We start from the raw sequence: 18,764 nt of genomic DNA on the forward strand, positions 1-18,764 counted from the left end.
GGGTTTAGGAGTCACATGGCCTTATCAATCGGAATCGTCGGGTTGCCCAACGTGGGGAAATCGACCCTGTTCAATGCGCTGACCAGCAATGAAGCGCTTGCGGCGAACTACCCGTTCGCCACCATCGAGCCCAACGTGGGCGTGGTGCCCGTGCCCGACGGGCGCCTGGAGAAGCTGGCCGCCATCGACGGGGCCGCCCGCATCATTCCCGCCACGGTCGAGTTCGTCGACATCGCCGGTTTGGTTGCGGGGGCGTCGAAGGGGGAGGGCCTGGGTAACCAGTTCCTGGCCAACATCCGCGAAACCGATGCGATCTGCCAGGTCGTGCGCTATTTCAGCGATCCCGACGTCGTGCACGTCGATGGGAAGGTGAACCCTTCCAGCGACGTCGAGACCATCAACACCGAGCTCATCCTGGCCGACTTGGCGACGGTCGAGAAGGCCCTGCCCCGCCTGGAGAAGGACGCGAAGCGCGACAAGGCGCTGGCGCTCAAGCTGGAGACCGCCCGCAAGCTGGCCGAGCACCTCGGCGAGGGCCATCGCGCCCGCACGCTCGAGCTTTCGGACGAGCAGCGCGCATCCATCCGCGATCTGCACCTGCTTACGATGAAGCCCGTCTTGTACGTGGCGAACGTGGACGAGGACCAGGTGACGGCCGACCTCGCCGAGATCGACGGCTGCAAGCCCGTTCCCATCAGCGCGAAGGTCGAATCCGACCTCGCCGAGCTCGATCCCGAGGACGCGGCGCTGTTCTTGGAGGAGCTGGGGTTGGAGGAAAGCGGCCTGGCCCGCCTGGCGCGCGAGGCCTACGCGCTTCTGGGGCTGCAGTCGTACTTCACCAGCGGCGTGCAGGAAACGCGCGCGTGGACCATCCCCATCGGAGCCAAGGCCCCCCAGGCGGCCGGCGTCATCCACACCGATTTCGAGCGCGGCTTCATCAAGGCGGAAACCGCGTCCTACGAGGACTACGTCGCCTACGACGGCGAGGCGGGGTGCCGCGCCGCCGGCAAGCTCCGTCAGGAGGGCAAGGAGTACGTCGTGAAAGACGGCGACGTCATGCACTTCAAGTTCAACGTCTAGCTCCCGCGCCCGACGGCTCGATGAATCCCATCATCCAGCGGGCCAGCTCTTCGGGGCCGCAGGGGGTGCTGTGCGAGAACCACCAGACGACGGCCCGGTCGATCGAATCCACCACCAGGTCGCTGTGCAGATCGCCGGGCATCCCGCAGGGCGCTTCGGGGCGGCCCAGCGCCACCAGCTCCCTCAGCCTTCCGTTGAAGTAGGCGGTGAAATGGGGCTCGCCCTGTTCGAGGAGGCTCCCGCAGATGGCGCCGTGCGTGTCGCGCAGGTGGTACAGCAGATGCGCGAGGCGCCCTTCGAGGTTGGGCGTTTCGAGCGACGCGTGCGTGATGCAGTGCGAGTCCACGCCCTCGAACACGTGGTCGAACATCTCGGTGCACATCTCCTTCAGAAGGTCGTCCTTCGTTTCGAAGTGGGCGTAGAAGGTTGACCTCCCGATATCGGCCTCGTCGATGATCTGGGCGACGGTGATGTCCCGATAACGGCTTTTGGACATCAGGGACTCGAACGCCGTGTAGATGGACTGCCTCGTTTTGCGCTGCCTGCGATCCATGGGTCCTCCCGCCGTACATTCGCCCGCAACCTGTTCGGTATCGGCCGATGCGCGTCGAGCGGTTCGCTATCGCTCATCGGGACCGAACTGACTATTCAATTGCTAACATAGAAGATTGTATCGTACATCGTGTTCGGTATCTCTGGAGGAAGGGATTTCCATGCACGGATGCGATGAAGCGGGCGAGCGCGGCGCGAAGGCGGCGCTTCGCAGGATCGAGGGCGCGATGGAGCTGGGCGGCGCCGGAAAAGACGCCGCCTTCCTGGTGATTTCGGCTCTTTCTCTGGTGGCGAGCTTCTTTTTCAGATCGTCTCTCCCGTTCGACCCGGCGTGGGTCGCCATCGTCCTATGCGGGCTTCCCATCGTCGTCGGAGCGGCGATCGCCCTCGTCACCGAGTTCGACGTGAAGGCCGACGTCCTGGTGTCTCTTGCCATCGTCGCCTCCATCGTCATCGGCGAATACGATGCGGCCGGCATCGTGGCGTTCATCATGCAGATCGGGAGCTTCCTCGAGGAGGCCACCGTCAGGCGCGCGCGTGCGGGGATCGAGCGATTGGTGGGGCTCACTCCCCGAACGGCGCGGCTCGTAGGGGAGGGGGCCGAGCAGCTGGTGGCGGCGGAGCGGGTTGTCGCAGGCCAGGTGGTGCGCGTGCTTCCCGGGGAGTCGATCCCGGTCGACGGGACGGTGCTTTCGGGCGAGACCTCGGTCGACCAGTCGGTGGTGACGGGCGAATCCATGCCGGTGGACGTGCGCGCAGGCGACGTCGTGTACAGCGGCACGCTGAACCAGCTGGGATCGATCGACGTGCGCGCCGACCGCGCGGGCGACGACGGCTCGATCCAGCGCATGGTGCGGTTGGTGCGCTCCGCCGACGCCGGGAAGTCGCCCGTTGTCCGGACGGCCGATCGATGGGCCACGGTTATCGTGGCGGCCGCGCTGCTGATCGCCGTGTTCACCTGGGTGGCAACCGGCGAGGTGATCCGTGCGGTTACCGTGCTCGTCGTCTTCTGCCCCTGCGCGCTGGTCCTCGCCACGCCCACCGCGATCATGGCCGCGATAGGCAACGCCTCCAAGCGGGGGTTCCTCACGCGGGAGGGAAGCGCGATGGAGTCGCTTGCAAGGACCACCCACGTCGTGTTCGACAAAACGGGCACGCTGACCACGGGCGTCCCCACGATCGCAAGCCTCGAAGCCGTTTCCCCCTTCGATCCTCGCAGCATGCTCGAGCTGGCCGCATCGGCCGAGCGCAAAAGCGAGCACCCCTTGGGAAAGGCCATCGTCGAGGGAGCCGAAAGCCGCGGGTGCGCCCTGTCCGATCCCGAGCGCTTCGATGTGCTGGTGGGTCGCGGGCTGACGGCGACGGTTGCCGGCAGGCGGGTGGCGGTGGGTAACGCCGAGCTCATGGCCTCGGAATCGGTCGAGGTGGCCGAGGATGCGCTTGCGCGGGCGCAGCGCGAGGAGGCGGCGGGTCGCACGGCCGTGTTCGTCTCCTGCGACGGGCGCCTTGCGGGCACCATCGCGCTGGCCGACGGGTTGAGGGACGAAAGCGCGCACGTCGTTTCCGACCTTGCGTCGATGGGGCTCGTCCCCGTGCTTTTGACCGGGGACAACGAGCGGACTGCCCGGACGATCGCGGCGCAGGCGGGTATCGGGGAGGTGCATGCGGCCTGCCTTCCCGAAGACAAGATGGCCTACGTGCAGCGCATCGAGGCGGCGGGCGGGAAGGTGTGCATGATCGGAGACGGCGTGAACGATGCCCCCGCGCTCAGACTCGCCTCGGTCGGGGTGGCTATGGGAGGGGTGGGAAGCGATGTGGCTGCCGACGCCTCCGACATCGTACTGGTGGACGACGGCCTGTCCGGATTGGCGCATCTGATGGCCCTGTCGAGGCGCACGCTGCGCACGATCCGGGTGAACCTGTCGTTTTCCATGGCGCTCAACGTGGCCGCCACCGCGCTGGCGGCGACAAGGGCGCTGGGGCCGGTGGGGGGAGCGCTGGTCCACAATATCGGATCGGTGCTGGTCATCGTCAATTCCGCCCTGCTTCTGAGGTGGAGGTCCCGATAAGCGCGCTCGATCGGGAAAACCTCGGCTCCGTTTCTCTCGGCAGCGGGTAGCATGGAAGCGGACCATCGCGGATAGGAGTTTCGCTTCATGCCCACCATCGACGAGGCGCGCCGAGCGCTCAAACGGCATTTCGGATACGACGGGTTCCGCCCCGGGCAGGATCGCATCGTGAGCGCCCTTCTGGAGGGGCGCGACTGTTTGGGAGTTATGCCCACGGGAGCGGGAAAATCGGTGTGCTACCAGATCCCGGCGGTGGTTCTGGGCGGCATCACCATCGTGGTGTCTCCGCTGGTGTCGCTTATGGGCGACCAGGTGCGCAGCCTCATCGAGGCCGGCGTGCGGGCGGCTTATCTGAACTCCTCGCTGACCCCCGGCCAGCAAGACACCGTGCTCAGGCGCGCGCGGGAGGGATCCTACCAGATCATGTACGTCGCGCCCGAGCGCCTGTCTGATCCGCGGTTCTCGGCGTTTTCCCGGCAGGCCGAAATCGCCCTGTTCGCCGTCGACGAATCGCACTGCGTATCCCAGTGGGGCCAGGACTTCAGGCCCTCGTACTTGGGGATCGGCGAGTTCGTGGCGTCGCTGCCCCGCCGACCCGTGTTCGCGGCGTTTACCGCGACGGCAACCCAGCAGGTGAGAAGCGATATCGAGCGCATACTGGGGCTGCGCGACCCGTTCACGATCGTCACGGGGTTCGACCGCCCCAACCTCGCCTTCTCCGTCGAGCAGCTGGGAACCAAGCGCAAGCTCGACCGCGTGGCAGAGCAGGTGGCGGCGCATCCGGCCGACAGCGGCATCGTGTACTGCTCGACCCGCAAGGACGTCGACCGCGTGTGCGAGGACCTGCGCGGCAGGGGCGTGTCTGCGACGCGCTACCACGCCGGCCTCTCCAATTCCGAGCGGACGGAAAACCAGCGCGCGTTCGTCAACGACGACGCCCAGGTGATGGTGGCCACCAATGCGTTCGGCATGGGCATCGACAAGTCGAACGTGCGCTACGTGGTCCACCACAACATGCCCGGCAGCATCGAGGCGTACTACCAGGAGGCGGGCCGCGCGGGCCGCGACGGCGAACCGTCCGAATGCATTCTTCTGTGGAACGATTCGGACATCGCGACCTGCCGTTTCTTCGTCGAGGCCGATTCGGGCAACGAGAGGCTCACCCCCGAGGAAGCCGACCGGGTGCGCATGACGCAGCGCCGGCTCCTCGCATCGATGGTGGGGTACTGCACCACCACGCAGTGCCTTCGCGCATACATCCTGGGGTATTTCGGCGAACGATCGGAGCGCGACCGATGCGGGAACTGCTCGAACTGTGCGGGCGGGTTCTCGACGGTGGACGTGACCGCGACCGCGCGGGCGGTCATGCGCTGCGTCCACGAGCTTCGCGGCCAGTACGGCAAGGGCATGGTCGCCGACGTCGTCACCGGCTCGCGCAGCCAGAAGATCCGTACTGCGGGGCTCGACCACTGCTTCACCTACGGCAGCGTCCAGGATTCCGCCAGCACGGTCAAAGAGGTGATCGAGCTTCTGGCTTCGGCGCGCTATCTGGAGGTCAGCGAGGGGAAGTACCCGCTGGTCGGTTTGGGCGAGCGTTTTCGCGAGGCGTCCGAAGAGGGTTTCAGGCTGGAGATGAAGCGCGTGAGCGCGCCCTTGCCGGCGGGGCGCTCGCGCTCGTCGTCGGCAAGGGCGCTTTCGGGGCGGCAGGCGGTGCTGTTCGAGCGCCTGCGGGCCCTGCGCAAAGAGCTGGCTTCCCGGCAAGGGGTCCCGCCGTACGTGGTGTTCAGCGATTCGACGTTGCGGGATATGTGCGAGCGCATGCCGCGCAGCGAAGACGAGATGCTGGAAGTGGCCGGCGTCGGGCAGGCCAAGCTGGCCCGATACGGATCCGATTTCCTGGGCGCCATCGAAGAGTTCGCGTCTCGGGCGTAGCCCGCGCACCTTCGCGCCGGCGTGCGGGCGCACCGGGCGCCGGGGCGCCCTTCGGGCGGCGCTTTCGGCGGGCGGGGTCTCCTACAGCATCCTGAACGCGTAGTCCCGCCCGATGCCCGACGTGGCCAGCACGTCGCCCTCGTCGGTGACCAGCACCGCTTCGATGCGGGGGTGGGCTTCGGCGAACTGCAGGGCGCGATCGGCCCCCATCAGGATCAGCGCCGTCGAATACCCGTCGCCGTCGAGCGAGCGCCTCGACACCACGCTGGCGCTCACCACGTCGGTTCGGGCGGGCATGCCGTCGCGCGGGTCGAGGATGTGGTGGTACACGCGCCCGCCGCGCTCGAACGCGCGCTCGTACACGCCGCTTGTGACCACCGACCCGGAGTCGACCTCGATGACGGCGAACGAGCTTTGAGAGGGGCTTTCCAGGGACGAGGCGGGCCTCCTGAGGCCGATCTTCCAAGGGGAGCCGTCATCCTTCCCCCCGCGCACCGCGACGTTTCCCCCGAGGTTGACCAGGCTGTGTCGCCCGCCCGCGCGTTCGAGCCAGTCCAGCAGCCCGTCGGCGATATATCCCTTCGCGATTCCGCCAAGATCGATCGACGCCTCGGGATCCTCGAGGCGGATTGTTGCATCGGAGCAGGTCACCGCTCGATAATCGACATGACGCAGAACCGAGGCGAGCGATTCGGGGTCGGGTACGGTTCCCGTGTTGAAGTCCCACAGGCGCACTGCGGCGCCCATCGTGATGTCGAACAGTCCGCCCGATTCCCCGCAGTACCCAAGCGCCGACGAGGTGAGCTCGGCGAGCTGCGGGCTGACGGCGACGGTCGATCCCGCCTGGGCGTTCACGCGGAAAAGCTCGCTTGCGGGGTCGGTTCGCGAGAACAGGAGCTCGTATCGTTTCGCCAGATCAAGAGACGACGCCAGCGCATCGGCCGGCAGATCCGACTGGATGAGGTTGTACGTGTTGTAAAGCGGGAACTGAAACGTTTCCACCGGACGGCTCCTATCCCTGTTATTTCTCGAATCCAGCGGCGGTGCCGCCGCTTTCCCATTATCCTAGACGTTCGAGGGAAAACGCGCACCGTGCGGATCCGCTGCGCAGCGATTCCGCACGCATCGACGAGGGAAAGGGGGCGCATGTCCGATTCGCCCGAGGCCGGATCCCGGCAAGCATCCGCTCCCGGCGCCCCGCCGTCTGCGTCGAGCGCCGTTTCGTTCGTTTCGTTCTGCCTGACGGCGCCCCTGCTGCTCCCCTTGCTCGATTCCATAACCGCGGCGGCCTGGCCTTTGGTCGATACGTTGGAGGGGTTTCCTCCCGAAGCCGTCGCGTTTGCGAACCCCCTGGTTCTCGCAGCCCTGTTCGTGGCGCTGGCGGTTCTGTTCGCCAGCCTGGTGGGAGGCAGGCCGTTGCGGCTCGGGCGCCGCGTCGAGCTGGCGGCGGCCGGACTGTACGCGGCCGGTTACTGCGCCGTCGCGGTTTGCTCGTCCTTCCCGTTTTCCGTCCCCTTGATGGTTTTGTCGGCGGCCGGGGGCGCCTTGGGGGCGGGCGGCGCCTTGCTGGCGCTGCATTGGATCTCCGTGGTCGCGCCCGAGGGATTCAAGGAGGCTTTCCGAGCGGTTCTGGCGGCTGCGGCTTTGACCCTGGTGTCGTCGGTGGTGGCCCGTGCCGTTCCGGCCCATCTCGTGTTTCCCGTATATGCGGCGCTGGCGGCGGTGTCGGCGCTGGCGTTTGCGCACTCGCTTCGCGCCCAGGAGCCGATCGAGCAGCCGTCTGCGGAAGGCGGCGACTGGTGGGCGGTGTTCGGTGGACTCGACGTTTCCTTTCTGGACGAGGCCGAGGACATCCAGACGCCGCGGGCGCGGGGCCTGTTCTTCATCGTCGCCCCGCTCGTCATGATCGCGCTGTTCGCGGCCGATCGGCTTCTGCTCGCGCGGATGCCGTTTCTTCTGTCGCCCGTCGTCATCGGCGGGATCATAGCCCTGCTCTGCGCCCTTCTCCTGCTTCGCGTCAAGCGCGACCGCATGCTGCTGAACTTCTCGTTTCGGTTCTTCGTACCGCTGGTGGCGTTCGCCTCGTTCGCTGCGGCCGCGTTCGTCCCGGAATCGGTCGAGCGGCTGGTTCTCATGGTGGGAGGGTTCGCGTTCCTGACGGCGTACGCCCTGTCCATGACCGCGATGCTGCTCACGATGTCGGGCCGCATGCGCTCCCTTTCCGTGCCGGTGGCGGGCCTGCTCGTGGTCGTCGCCTGCCTGATCGACCAGATCGCGTTCGTACGCTTCCCGTTCGCCGAGGCCACCGACGTGAACTACCTTCTGTTCCTCTCCCTGTTCGTGGCCGCGGCGGTGCTGCTCATCATCACGCCCGGCTCTCGGTTGTGGCACGTGCTGCTCGACGGCATCGACGAGCGCTCTGATGCGGCCGTCGCGCATCGGTCGTATCTGGATCGCTGCGAGGCCGTGGCCGCCGCGTTCGAGCTCACTCCGCGCGAAGCCGAGGTGCTGGTTCTGCTCGGTCGCGGGCACACTTCGGCGTTCGTCGCCGAGCGCCTGGTGATCTCGGAGTCCACGGCGCGCAGCCATCGCAAGAACATCTACCGGAAATTAGAAGTTGGGTCCCGCGAGCAGCTGTTCGAGCTTCTCGATAGGTTTGATCAGGCAGAATAGGGCGTCTCACCCTTTTCGTCCAGAGCGCCCCGCCGGCGTGCGAGCACTATTTCACGCGTTTTGACGATGGTTCGGCCATCGATGGTCGCGTACCTTTTCCCTCACGTTAGATGGCGTGCCGAAGGGAAAGGAAACGAAATGGAACAAGGTTTTTCTCGCCGCAACTTCCTGAAGGGAAGCATCGTCGTGGCGGCCGGCGTGGCCGGTGCGTACGGGATGGCCGGCTGCACTCCCCAGAAGAAGGAGCCTTCGGAGACGAAGGCCGCCGAGACCGCTCCCGAGAAGGCTGCCGCCACCGCCGGCGCCGTGAAGCTCGTGCGCTACTACGCCCCGGCTCATCGCGATAACAGCTTCGGCCAGGCCGTCGTGGCGCTGTCCGAGGACGGCACCATCATCGGCGCAAGCGTCGACGAGTACGAGTTCGTGGATGCGTCGGCCGAAGGGTTCGTGGGCGTTCCCAACTCCGACGCCGCATTCGCCGAAGGGTACGCGAGCGGAAAGATGCTCATCTCCAAGCTCGACAACAACGACGCGTACTCCGCCAACATGAAGGCGAAGAACAATGCCACCCAGACCTGGGGCGCGTCCATCGACGCCGTGACGAAGAGCGTGGTGGGCAAGAAGGCCGAGAAGGTCTCGGCTACCGACGCCGTTTCCGGCGCGACGCTGGTCGATACCGCCAAGTACGTCGGCCTTATCGTGGATGCGGCCACGAAGGGCCAGATCATCGCCGAAGGCGCTCTGTTCGACGACTCCGCGGTCACCATCGGTCGGGTGAACGGCAAGGCCCACGGCGAAAAGGCCTTCGCGAGCGCGGTCGTCGTCGCCCAGTCGGGCCTCATCGCCGCAGCCAGCATCGACGAGTTCCAGTTCATGGACGCCTCTACGGACGGCCTGGTTCCCGTCCCCAACTCCGACGCCGGTTTGGCCGCCGGGTACGCCGAGGGCAAGGTCCTGGCTTCCAAGTCGGTCAACTCCGAGCTGTACAGCGCCCTTATGAAGGAGAAGGCCGGCTCGACCGTTCCGTGGCTCACGTCCATCGAGTCCACCGAGGACTCCCTGGTGGGCATGAAGGCCGACGAGGCCGAGAAGGTCACCACCGACACGGTGTCCGGCGCGACCTTGGTCGATGTGGCCGGGTACGCGAAGGTGGCCGTCGAGGCGCTGAAGGCTACCAAGTAGCATTCTCGAGGTCCGATCGACCTCGCCTGCTTCGCGCACCTGCCCTGAAGGTTCGGGGGCGAGGCATTCGACTGACGGGATGCGGGCGATCGTCGCCCGCATCCCGTCTTCGTTTTTCGACCGAGGGAGCTTTTCTGCGGGCCGATGCGGCGCGGGTGGGCCATTCGTGCGACAATGGGCGGGGAAGAGGAGGCCGGCCCCATGCAGGAACAACGTTCGAAGCGCTCGTCGAGGCAGATAGCCGCCATCGTGCTGCTCATATTGATGGATATGGTGCTCAGCTTCGTCGAGTTCCCGCTGATCCCTGGCGCTCCTTGGTTGAAATACGATGCGTCGGGCATGGTCGCGGTGTTCTCGGGAATGCTGTACGGTTCAGGTGTCGGGGTCCTGGTGGCGGTGGTCTCGTGGATCCCGCGGTTCGCCTCCGATCCGTTCGGCGCGCTCATGAACGTGCTTGCCGCCCTGCCCCTGGTGGCGGTCATGGCGGCTTGGTACCGCCCCGACCGCTCCTTCGGCGGCGTCGCGCTGGGCTGCGTCGTCGCGGTCGCGGCGGCCGTGACGGTGTCGGTGTGCATGAACTTCGTGATCACGCCGCTGTACCTGGGGGTCTCCTACGAGGAAGTCGCCTCCCTCGTCGTTCCGGCGCTGCTGCCGTTCAATGTGGTCAAGGCATCTGCGAACGTGGTCCTCGCCGTGGTGTGCGCCACGAAGCTGCGGGGTCTTTTGGCTGATGAGCGGTGAAACGTGCTGCGAAGTTGGCGCTTTTTCCCAACCGGGGCGGCGCGCGCGGCCGCGTCGCGCGGCTTTTGCTATCATAGGCCGATGATCCAAGAGGGAGCGGGCGGGCGCCGTCGGGCCGAAGCAGAGGTCGCCCGGCGCTTCTCCGCATGACGAAAGCAGGTTCGCATCCATGACGCAGCACGTGTCCGAGCATGATGTGCGCGCGATCGCGGAATACGCACGCATCCGTTTGACCGACGACGAGATCCTTCCGATGACGGAGGATCTGAACAGCATCATCGACAGCCTTCATCCCATCACCGAGTACGATTTGGAAGGCGTCGAGCCGACGTTCCACCCCATAGGGGGGCTTTCCAACGTCATGCGCGACGACGTGGAAGAGGCGGGGTTCACGCAGGAGGAAGCGCTGTCGAACGCGCCCAAGCAGCTTGACGGGTGCTTCCTCATACCGTCGATTCTGGGCGAAGGGGGCGATCGCTGATGAGCCGTTTCGAGATCATGGGCATCTCGGATGTCAAAGCGGGTCTCTCGTCCGGGGAGTTCAGCGCGAAGGAGCTGACCGATGCGGCGTTTTCCCATATCGCGCATTGCGATCCGAAGGTTCATGCGTTCCTGGAGCTGACCGAGGACAAGGCCTACGAGAAGGCCGCGGAGGTGGACGCCGCCATCGCCGAGGGCCGTTTCGACCAGATGGGCGTTCTGGCCGGCGTGCCCATCGCGTTCAAGGACAACCTGAACCTTCTGGGCACCCGCACCACCTGCGCGAGCCGCATGCTGGAAAACTACGTGTCGCCCTATACCGCCACATGCGTGCAGCGCGCGCTCGACGCGGGCTCGATCCCCTTGGGCAAGCTGAACATGGACGAGTTCGCCTTCGGGTCGACCACCGAGTCCTCGGCTTTCGGCCCGACGCGCAACCCCTGGAACCTCGAATGCGTTCCGGGAGGATCGTCGGGCGGCTCGGCCGCCGCGGTCGCCGCGGGCATGGCGGTGGTCGCGCTGGGTTCTGACACCGGCGGGTCCATTCGCCAGCCGGGCAGCTTCACGGGAACCGTGGCCGTGAAGCCCTCGTACGGCGTGGTCTCGCGTTACGGCGTGGTCGCGTTCGGCAGCTCGCTCGATCAGGTGGGCCCTTTCGCGCGCAGCGTGCGCGACGCGGCGCTTGTGCTGAACGCCATCTCGGGCCGCGATCGCCTCGACGTGACCAGCCAGAACATAACTACCGACTTCACGGCGAACCTCGATGAGGGCGTGAGCGGCATGAAGGTGGGGGTCGTTCCCGCGTTCATGGAGGCCCAAGGGCTCGATCCTTTGGTGAAAGAGCGCATCGAGGATGCGGTTCGCGAGCTGGAGAACCTCGGCGCCGAGATCGTCGAGGTCGAGCTGCCCAACGCCCAGGCCGCGATGAGCGCTTACTACGTGCTGGGGCCCTGCGAGGCGTATTCGAACCTCGCGCGGTTCGACTCGGTGCGCTACGGCTACTGCGATCCGGGCCACCGCGACCTCGGCTCGCAGTACGAGGCCAGCCGCGCCACGGGCTTCGGCCCCGAGGCGCGCCGGCGCATCATGCTGGGCAGCTACCTGCTTTCGGCCGGCGTGTACGACAAGTACTACTATCCTGCCCAGCAGGTGCGCACCCTCATCACGCAGGATTACCGCCGCGCCTACGAGAAGGTGGACGTCATCGTCGCGCCCGTCGCTCCGAAGACCGCCTTCAAGCTGGGCGAGCTGAGCGATCCCACTTCGATGTACCTCACCGACATGTTCACCATCTCCGTGAACATCGCGGGCACGGGCGGCATGAGCTTCCCGCTTCCGCTCACGCGCAACGAGGGGATGCCGGTGGGAATCCAGATCATATCCCCCCAGTTCAAAGACGAGAATATGCTGCGCGTGGCAGCGGCGTTGGAAACCGTCTACCCGGTTGTCGGCACGGCGCCGGATTTCGTCGGAAGGGCAGGCGAGTAGCAGTGAAGAAGCTCGAAGAGGTCCTGGAGGACTGGGAGGCGGTCATCGGACTGGAGGTCCATGCCGAGCTGACCACGCTGACCACCAAGATGTTCTGCGGATGCAAGCTGGAGTTCGGGGCCGATCCGAACACGCATACCTGCCCGGTGTGCCTGGGCCTGCCCGGGGCGCTTCCCGTGCCCAACAAAGCGGCCATCGAGTCCATCGTGTTGGCGGGCCTCGCCACCAACTGCGATATCGAGAAGCGCTCGATGTTCTACCGCAAGAACTACATGTACCCCGACATGGCCAAGAACTTCCAGACCACGCAGGGCCCCGTGGCGTTCTGCATGCGCGGTCACCTCGACTTGCAGGTCGATGGGAAGGCGGCGGGCGAGCGCTACCATCTGGACCGCCTCGCCGAAGGGGACGAGGTCGAGAACATCCGCCGAACGGCCGACGGGTACGTGGCCCACGTGGGCATCACGCGCATCCATATGGAGGAAGACGCCGGGAAGATGAACCACATCGGCGGCGGCGAGGGGCGCATCGCGGGCGCCACCCACTCCCTGGTGGACTACAACCGCGCCGGTACGCCGCTGATCGAGCTGGTAACCGAGCCCGACCTGCGCACGCCCGAGGAAGCGCGCCTGTTCATGCAGAAGCTGCGCCAGATCTACCTGGCTATCGGCATTTCGGACTGCTCGATGGAGGAGGGCTCGCTGCGCTGCGACGGCAACATCTCGCTGCGGAGGCGCGGCGCCCGGGAATTCGGCACGAAAACCGAGCTGAAGAACCTGAACAGCTTCAAATCGCTGCACGACGGGCTTCTGTACGAGATCTGCCGCCAGGCCGAGGTGCTTGAAGAGGGGGGGCAGATCTACCAGGAGACGCGCCATTGGGATCCGTCGCTCAAGCGCACCATCGTGATGCGCACGAAGGAAACCGCCGACGACTACCGCCTGTTCCCCGAGCCCGACCTGGCTCCCTACGACCTTTCCGACGAGTTCATCGAGAACGTTCGCAGGAAGCTGCCCGAGCTGCCCGATCAGAAGGCGGCTCGCTTCGAGCGCGAATACGGGCTGTCGGCCTACGATGCGCGCCATGTGGTGGAAAACGACTTCACGGTCGAGTTCTTCGAAGGTGCGATCGCGGCAGCGGGCGACAAGGCGGCCCAGCTGGCGAAACCGCTTGCCAACCTGGCGCTGAACGACGTGACCGCGCTGGTGAACGCCGGAGCCGATTCCCCGATGCACCTTCTCACCCCCCAGCGCGCGGTGCAGCTGGTCGAACTGGTGGCGTCGAACGCGATCTCGTCCAAGCAGGCCAAAGAGGTGTTTTCCGCCGTCATCGAAGAGGACAAGGATCCCGCGGCCATCGTCGAAGAGCGCGGTATGAAGCAGGTGTCCGACACCGGGGCCATCGAGGCCGTCATCGACCAGGTCCTTTCCGCCAATCCCGACAAGGTCGAGCAGTACCGCGGCGGGAAGACCGGACTCATGGGCTTTTTCGTCGGGCAGTGCATGAAGGCCATGAAGGGGCAGGGAAACCCTAAGCTCATCAACGAGATTCTTGCCTCCAAGCTGGGGTAGGCCGATCTCGACGGTTCTTCGTCGGGCGGAGGGGTCGCTTCGGGGCGCCCCTCCGCTCGTTTTTTTCGATCGCCCAGCGGCGTTTGCCCATCTTCGCCGGGCTCGGTCGCTTGTCTGAGGTCGCCTGGCGGATCACGCGTTGCCAAGCTGCGCTTTTGCGGCCGCCCGACGGATCGCGTGTGCTTCGTCCCCTCGTCTGCGCACTGCCGAAACCCATGTCCCGCCGGAAATCCGCACTCTGCCGAAAGCTGTATCCAGCCGGAGTCTGCGTTCTGCCGAAGGTCGCATCCAACCGAAGGCTGCGCTCTGCCGAAAGCTGCATTCCGCCAAAAGCTGCGTTCTGCCAAAAAACGGCCGGTTTGCATTGCCGTGCACGAGAACAGGCCGCTTTTGTCAGAAAACGGCTGGTTTGTATCGGCTATCCAGGCCCCGTATCGGTCTAAGACGTTCTAATATGCTGTTGATCTGGTGTTTCGCAAAACTAAACGAAATGTCTTGCGATCAGGTTGGATGAAAACCGGGGGTTCGGGGTGCAAGCGTATGCAAACCGTCGGTTTTTTTGCGCCAGATACCCGACGATGCGCACGGCAATGCAAACCGGCCGTTTTTTGACAACCTTTGACAACCCCATGCTCCAGCCCGGCATGATCGCTGCCGGCCGTCGCGTTCGCCGACGGGGCGACTTTGACAACCCCATGCTTCGGCCCGGCATGATCGTCTGAACGTTTGGCCTGATCCTTGGTGCACCTCTGACCGCTCGTTCCGACCCTCGGTGCCTTTGAGTCCCGAGCTCGAACCTGTTGTGTGGAAGCTGCGGAGCCTTGTCGCATCCGACGCTTTATTACTATATCGTGCTAAAGTAATCGCATAAAGCGCGATCGAAAGGGGTTCTCAATGGAAGTCGTCACACCTTCGGGGTTCCGTGACGTGCTCATGGACGAGGCGTCGAAGCGCGAGCGGGTCCTGCGCAGCGTCCAAGATGGCTTCGCCGCGCGCGGCTACGAGCTCATCGAGACCCCTACGCTCGAAAACGCGCAGGTCATGCAAATGGGTGCTCGCATGGAGCTTTCGTCGTTCAAGTTCTTCGACGGGGGCGGCACCTTGGTCACCATGCGGCCCGACGTGACGCTGCAGGTCGCGCGCATCTGTGCCACCAGGCTGAAAGGCCAGCCCGGGCCGTTCAGGTTCCGCTATTCGCAGAGGATCTTCCGGGAAACCGGGGGCATCTCGTCTGCTGCCGAGCGCGAGCGCACACAGGTGGGCGTCGAGTGCATCGGCGAGAGCGGCCCGCGGGCCGATGCCGAGGTGATCGAGCTGTTCGCCCGGTCTCTCGAAGCCTCGGGCGTTTCCGATTTCAAGATATCGCTCGCCACCGTATCGGTGCTGAGGGCCATGCTCGCAAGCAGCAGGGCTCCCCAAACCTGGATCGATCGGGTCCTGGAGGCCTTCCACCTGTCCGATTTCGTGGCCATAGACCAGCTTACGGCTTCCGCGGACCCTTCCGAGGTCGCACCGGTGTTCGCCCAGGCCATCGGGAAGCTCGCGTCGATCCGCGGAGGTCGCGAGGCCATCGATGCGGTGAGGGCCTTGGCAGAGCCCTTGGGCTGCGCGGACGGCCTCGACGACCTGCGCGACACCTTCGACCTTCTGGCCGAGGCCGGTCTGGGGCCGCTTCTGGTGGTGGACTTCTCGGTGATGAGCGCGTTCGACTACTACACGGGCGCGGTGTTCGAGGCGTTCTGCCCGAACCTCGGGGCGTCTTTGGGAGGGGGCGGCCGCTACGACGACCTGCTGGCGATATACGGCGATGCGCGCCCCGCGGCCGGTTTCGCGTTCTTCCTGGAAGATGCGCTGGCCGCTTCCGAGCCGGCCGTGCCGGGCGAGCGCCCGCTGAGGATCGCGGTTCCCAAAGGCTCGCTGTACGAGGAGGCGGTGGCCGCGCTCGGCCGTGCCGGTTTGGACGTGACGGGCCTCGACGATCCGGGCCGGTCGCTGATCGTGAGAAACCCCGGCGTGGAATACGTTATCGTGCGGCCCACCGACGCCCCTGTGTTCGTCGAGCTGGGGGCCGCCGACTGCGGTATCTGCGGAGCCGATTCGCTCATCGAGTCGGAGGCGAACGTGGTGAAGTTGGCCGACCTGCGGTTCGGGAGCTGCCGGTTCGTCGTCGCGCAGCTGGCGGATTCCGCCGAGGCGGTGGCCGCCCGGTATCGTCGGCACGGCTCTTTGCGCGTGGCCACGAAGTACCCGGGCATCGCCGCGGCGCATTTCGCCCGAGCGGGAACGCAGGTCGAGATCGTCAAGCTGCATGGCAACATCGAGCTGGGCCCTTTGACGGGATTGTCGGAATGCATCGTCGACATCACGGCGACCGGGGCGACGCTTAGGGAGAACAACCTGGTCGTAGTCGACGAGGTGCTCTCGTCGACCGCGCGGTTCTTCGCCAACGACGGGGCGTTTCGCACCGACCCGCGCGTAAGGGAGCTTGCAGCCGAGCTGTCCCGAGCTGCTTCTGCGCGGGAACTCGGCGTGACCGCCGGATCAACCGATGTGAGGAAAGGTGAGTAGCATGCGTCGAATCGTCCTTGCCGCCGACGAGGAGTTTTCAAACAAGCACCTGAAAAGGAAGAGCGCGTTCAACGCGCAGGCCATGGCTGCGGCCACTGCGATCGTGGAGGATGTGAGGGAGCGCGGCGACGCGGCCCTCGCCGAATACACCGAGCGGTTCGACGGGGTGGCCCTCGAATCGTTCCGTGTGCCCCAGCGTGCTATCGATACGGCGCTGGCCTCGGTCGATCCGAAAATATCCGCCGCGCTGCAGCATGCCGCCGCGCAGATCAGGGAGTTCCACGAGCGCCAGGTCGAGCAGAGCTGGTTTTCCACGCGGCCTGATGGAGCGATCGTGGGGGCGAAGGTAACCCCGCTGGATTCGGTGGGCATCTACGTGCCGGGAGGCCGTGCCCTGTACCCCTCCACGCTGCTGATGAACGCGATTCCGGCCTCGGTTGCGGGTGTGGAACGTATCGTGGCGGTTACACCGCCAACCAAAGATGGCTCGCTCGATCCGGCCATCCTCGAGGCATGCAGGCTGGCGGGTATCACCGAGATCTACTCGGTGGGAGGGGCGCAGGCGGTGGCCGCGCTCGCCTATGGAACCGAGTCCATCGCCCCGGTCGACAAGATCACCGGGCCGGGCAACGCCTTCGTCGCGGCAGCCAAGCAGCTGGTGTCGGGCGATGTGGGCATCGACATGGTGGCGGGCCCGTCGGAAGTGCTGGTGGTGGCCGACGAGACGGCCGATCCACGGCTGGTGGCCATCGACCTTATGGCCCAGGCCGAGCACGACCCGCTGGCGACCTGCTACCTGGTGACGTTTTCGGAGGAGTACGCCGACCGCGTCGAAGGCGCGATCGCCGAGCACATGAAGGAGTCCACCCGCGCCGAGATAACCTCGGCGTCCCTGAACGATCAGGGGCTCGTGGTGATCTGCCGGACGCTGGCCCAGGCGCTGGAGGCGACCAACGTCATCGCGCCCGAGCACCTCGAGCTGCATATCGCGAACCCCATGGATTCGCTGGGAGCCATCAAGCACGCGGGCGCGATATTCTTGGGCGAATGGACGCCTGAGGCGGTGGGAGACTACGTGGCGGGTCCGAACCACACGCTTCCCACGGGAGGGACGGCTCGGTTCTCGTCGCCTTTGGCGGTCGAAGAGTTCGTCAAGAAGTCGAGCATCATACAGTACTCGCCCGACGCGCTGGCCTTCGATGCCGAAGCGGTGACGACCATCGCCCATCACGAAGGGCTGTGGGCCCACGCGCGCAGCGTCGAGTTGAGGAAAGAGGCCTACGATGCGCGATTCGGTCGATAGGGAAGGTTCGAGCGGCGACCTGCGGCGTTGCGCCGGAGCTCGCAGCGTGAGGGAGCCGGCGGCCCACCTGCGCGATCTGGTGCCGTACGATCCGAAGTACATTCCCGCCGAGGTGATGGTTTCGGCCAACGAGAACCCCGACGACGTTCCCGAAAGCCTGCGTACCGACATCATGCGCGCCATCAGGCGCGTTGCTCTCAACCGCTACCCCGATCCGCTTGCGAACGGGCTGCGCGACCTCATCGCCGAGGCGAACGGCCTCGACCGCGATCAGGTTCTGATCGGAAACGGCGGCGACGAGCTTCTGTTCGACACGGCGCTCGCGTGGGGCGGTCCGGGGCGCGTCTTCCTGAACATGCCCCCCACGTTCAGCGTGTACGAGAACAATGCCCTGCTTACCGGCACTTCGGTGGTCGAAGTGCCGCGTCGTGCCAACTTTCGGGTGGACGAGGAGGCGGTGGTTGCGCGCTTGTCCCGAGGAGACGTCGATTTCACCATCGTGACCAGCCCGAACAATCCCACGGGAGATGCGGTTTCCGAAAGCTTCGTCCGACGGGTTCTGGAGGCGAGCGACGCGCTGGTGGTGGTCGACGAGGCGTACTTCGAGTTTTCTCGGAAAACGGTCCGTCCCCTGTTGGAAAACTACGAGAACCTGGTGATACTGAGGACGTTTTCGAAGGCGTTCTCGTTGGCCGGAGTGCGCGTGGGCTATCTTCTGGGAAGCGAACGGGTGCTGTCCGAGTACAAGAAGGTGCGCCAGCCCTATTCGGTGGACGCGATCTCTCAGGTGGTTGCCAGCACGGTGTACGAGAACCGCTCGAAGTTCGTGTTCGGAATCGAGCGGATCGTGTCCGAGCGCGAGCGCATGTTCGAACGGTTGGGGCAGATGGACGGCATCGAGGCGTTTCCGTCCGAGTCCAACTTCATCCTCTTGCGCATGGAGGGGGCGTCCGACGCGTGGCGGGAGCTGCTGGCGCGCGGGGTTTTGGTGCGCGACTTTTCCCGAACCCGTTACTTGGAGGGCTGCCTGCGCGTATCTGTTGGAACGCCGCAGGAAAACGACCGTTTTTTGCAGACGCTGGCCGATATCGCCGCATCGAGGCGGGCTCGGTAGGGAAAGGAGCT

14 protein-coding genes are annotated in these 18,764 nt (G+C 65.5%); 12 read left to right on the plus strand and 2 right to left on the minus strand.

What is annotated here, in order from left to right:
* The first annotated feature begins 15 nt into the window (after window positions 1–15).
* Complete coding sequence (ychF, locus tag JI75_RS01480; protein ID WP_039688193.1) at window positions 16–1,080, plus strand: redox-regulated ATPase YchF; 1,065 nt, start codon at window positions 16–18, stop codon at window positions 1,078–1,080.
* Here ychF and JI75_RS08670 read toward each other — a convergent pair.
* Window positions 1,070–1,633, minus strand: a complete 564-nt coding sequence (locus JI75_RS08670; RefSeq protein ID WP_052241500.1) for a TetR/AcrR family transcriptional regulator — start codon at window positions 1,631–1,633, stop codon at window positions 1,070–1,072. The two genes, ychF and JI75_RS08670, sit on opposite strands and share 11 nt — an antisense overlap.
* A gap of 160 nt (window positions 1,634–1,793) precedes the next feature.
* On the opposite strand from JI75_RS08670, the gene JI75_RS01490 reads away from it, so the two are divergent.
* Both JI75_RS01490 and recQ read left to right on the plus strand, forming a co-directional pair.
* Window positions 1,794–3,701 carry a heavy metal translocating P-type ATPase gene (locus JI75_RS01490; protein WP_173405176.1) on the plus strand — a complete coding sequence of 636 codons (1,908 nt, stop codon included), beginning with the start codon at window positions 1,794–1,796 and terminating at the stop codon, window positions 3,699–3,701.
* Window positions 3,702–3,788: 87 nt separating this feature from the next.
* Window positions 3,789–5,633, plus strand: a complete 1,845-nt coding sequence (gene recQ, locus JI75_RS01495; RefSeq protein ID WP_039688195.1) for a DNA helicase RecQ — start codon at window positions 3,789–3,791, stop codon at window positions 5,631–5,633.
* Between the two features lie 81 nt (window positions 5,634–5,714).
* On the opposite strand, the gene JI75_RS01500 is transcribed toward recQ, so the two are convergent.
* Window positions 5,715–6,635: an FAD:protein FMN transferase gene (locus JI75_RS01500; protein WP_039688197.1), complete on the minus strand. Its 921-nt coding sequence runs from the start codon at window positions 6,633–6,635 to the stop codon at window positions 5,715–5,717.
* Window positions 6,636–6,779: 144 nt separating this feature from the next.
* Between JI75_RS01500 and JI75_RS01505 the strand changes: the two genes are divergently transcribed.
* The 9 genes from JI75_RS01505 (at window position 6,780) to hisC (ending at window position 18,753) form a co-directional block, all read left to right on the plus strand.
* Window positions 6,780–8,306, plus strand: a complete 1,527-nt coding sequence (locus JI75_RS01505; RefSeq protein WP_082019699.1) for a helix-turn-helix transcriptional regulator — start codon at window positions 6,780–6,782, stop codon at window positions 8,304–8,306.
* A 138-nt stretch (window positions 8,307–8,444) separates the two neighbouring features.
* Window positions 8,445–9,488, plus strand: a complete 1,044-nt coding sequence (locus tag JI75_RS01510) for a twin-arginine translocation signal domain-containing protein (RefSeq protein ID WP_039688199.1) — start codon at window positions 8,445–8,447, stop codon at window positions 9,486–9,488.
* Window positions 9,489–9,689: 201 nt separating this feature from the next.
* Window positions 9,690–10,229: an ECF transporter S component gene (locus JI75_RS01515; protein ID WP_039688201.1), complete on the plus strand. Its 540-nt coding sequence runs from the start codon at window positions 9,690–9,692 to the stop codon at window positions 10,227–10,229.
* 169 nt (window positions 10,230–10,398) lie between these two features.
* The gene (gene gatC / locus JI75_RS01520; RefSeq protein WP_039688203.1) at window positions 10,399–10,710 is read left to right on the plus strand and encodes an Asp-tRNA(Asn)/Glu-tRNA(Gln) amidotransferase subunit GatC; all 312 of its coding nucleotides are present in this window, start codon (window positions 10,399–10,401) and stop codon (window positions 10,708–10,710) included.
* Window positions 10,710–12,197: an Asp-tRNA(Asn)/Glu-tRNA(Gln) amidotransferase subunit GatA gene (gene gatA, locus JI75_RS01525; RefSeq protein ID WP_039688204.1), complete on the plus strand. Its 1,488-nt coding sequence runs from the start codon at window positions 10,710–10,712 to the stop codon at window positions 12,195–12,197. The genes gatC and gatA overlap by 1 nt, the downstream gene beginning before the upstream one ends.
* 2 nt (window positions 12,198–12,199) lie before the next feature.
* A complete protein-coding gene (gene gatB, locus JI75_RS01530) occupies window positions 12,200–13,768 on the plus strand; it encodes an Asp-tRNA(Asn)/Glu-tRNA(Gln) amidotransferase subunit GatB (protein ID WP_039688206.1) in 1,569 nt (522 codons plus the stop codon).
* Between the two features lie 894 nt (window positions 13,769–14,662).
* Window positions 14,663–16,336 (plus strand): ATP phosphoribosyltransferase, encoded by a 1,674-nt coding sequence (gene hisG / locus JI75_RS01535; protein ID WP_052241501.1) that lies wholly within the window; start codon window positions 14,663–14,665, stop codon window positions 16,334–16,336.
* Between the two features lies 1 nt (window position 16,337).
* Window positions 16,338–17,639, plus strand: coding sequence for a histidinol dehydrogenase (gene hisD / locus JI75_RS01540; protein ID WP_052241502.1), 1,302 nt, complete (start codon window positions 16,338–16,340; stop codon window positions 17,637–17,639).
* A complete protein-coding gene (hisC, locus tag JI75_RS01545) occupies window positions 17,620–18,753 on the plus strand; it encodes a histidinol-phosphate transaminase (protein ID WP_052241503.1) in 1,134 nt (377 codons plus the stop codon). The genes hisD and hisC overlap by 20 nt, the downstream gene beginning before the upstream one ends.
* Window positions 18,754–18,764 lie beyond the last annotated feature (11 nt).

It is taken from the genome of Berryella intestinalis (genome assembly GCF_000814825.1).
Classification (GTDB): Bacteria; Actinomycetota; Coriobacteriia; order Coriobacteriales; family Eggerthellaceae; genus Berryella; species Berryella intestinalis.

Excerpts from the sequence above, each read along its gene's own strand:
- ychF (WP_039688193.1), top strand. The coding sequence starts at position 16 with ATGGCCTTATCAATCGGAATCGTCGGGTTGCCCAACGTGGGGAAATCG.
- gatC (WP_039688203.1), top strand. The coding sequence starts at position 10,399 with ATGACGCAGCACGTGTCCGAGCATGATGTGCGCGCGATCGCGGAATAC.
- JI75_RS01510 (WP_039688199.1), top strand. The coding sequence starts at position 8,445 with ATGGAACAAGGTTTTTCTCGCCGCAACTTCCTGAAGGGAAGCATCGTC.
- JI75_RS01490 (WP_173405176.1), top strand. The coding sequence starts at position 1,794 with ATGCACGGATGCGATGAAGCGGGCGAGCGCGGCGCGAAGGCGGCGCTT.
- hisG (WP_052241501.1), top strand. The coding sequence starts at position 14,663 with ATGGAAGTCGTCACACCTTCGGGGTTCCGTGACGTGCTCATGGACGAG.
- gatA (WP_039688204.1), top strand. The coding sequence starts at position 10,710 with ATGAGCCGTTTCGAGATCATGGGCATCTCGGATGTCAAAGCGGGTCTC.
- recQ (WP_039688195.1), top strand. The coding sequence starts at position 3,789 with ATGCCCACCATCGACGAGGCGCGCCGAGCGCTCAAACGGCATTTCGGA.
- hisD (WP_052241502.1), top strand. The coding sequence starts at position 16,338 with ATGCGTCGAATCGTCCTTGCCGCCGACGAGGAGTTTTCAAACAAGCAC.
- hisC (WP_052241503.1), top strand. The coding sequence starts at position 17,620 with ATGCGCGATTCGGTCGATAGGGAAGGTTCGAGCGGCGACCTGCGGCGT.
- JI75_RS08670 (WP_052241500.1), bottom strand. The coding sequence starts at position 1,633 with ATGGATCGCAGGCAGCGCAAAACGAGGCAGTCCATCTACACGGCGTTC.
- JI75_RS01515 (WP_039688201.1), top strand. The coding sequence starts at position 9,690 with ATGCAGGAACAACGTTCGAAGCGCTCGTCGAGGCAGATAGCCGCCATC.
- JI75_RS01505 (WP_082019699.1), top strand. The coding sequence starts at position 6,780 with ATGTCCGATTCGCCCGAGGCCGGATCCCGGCAAGCATCCGCTCCCGGC.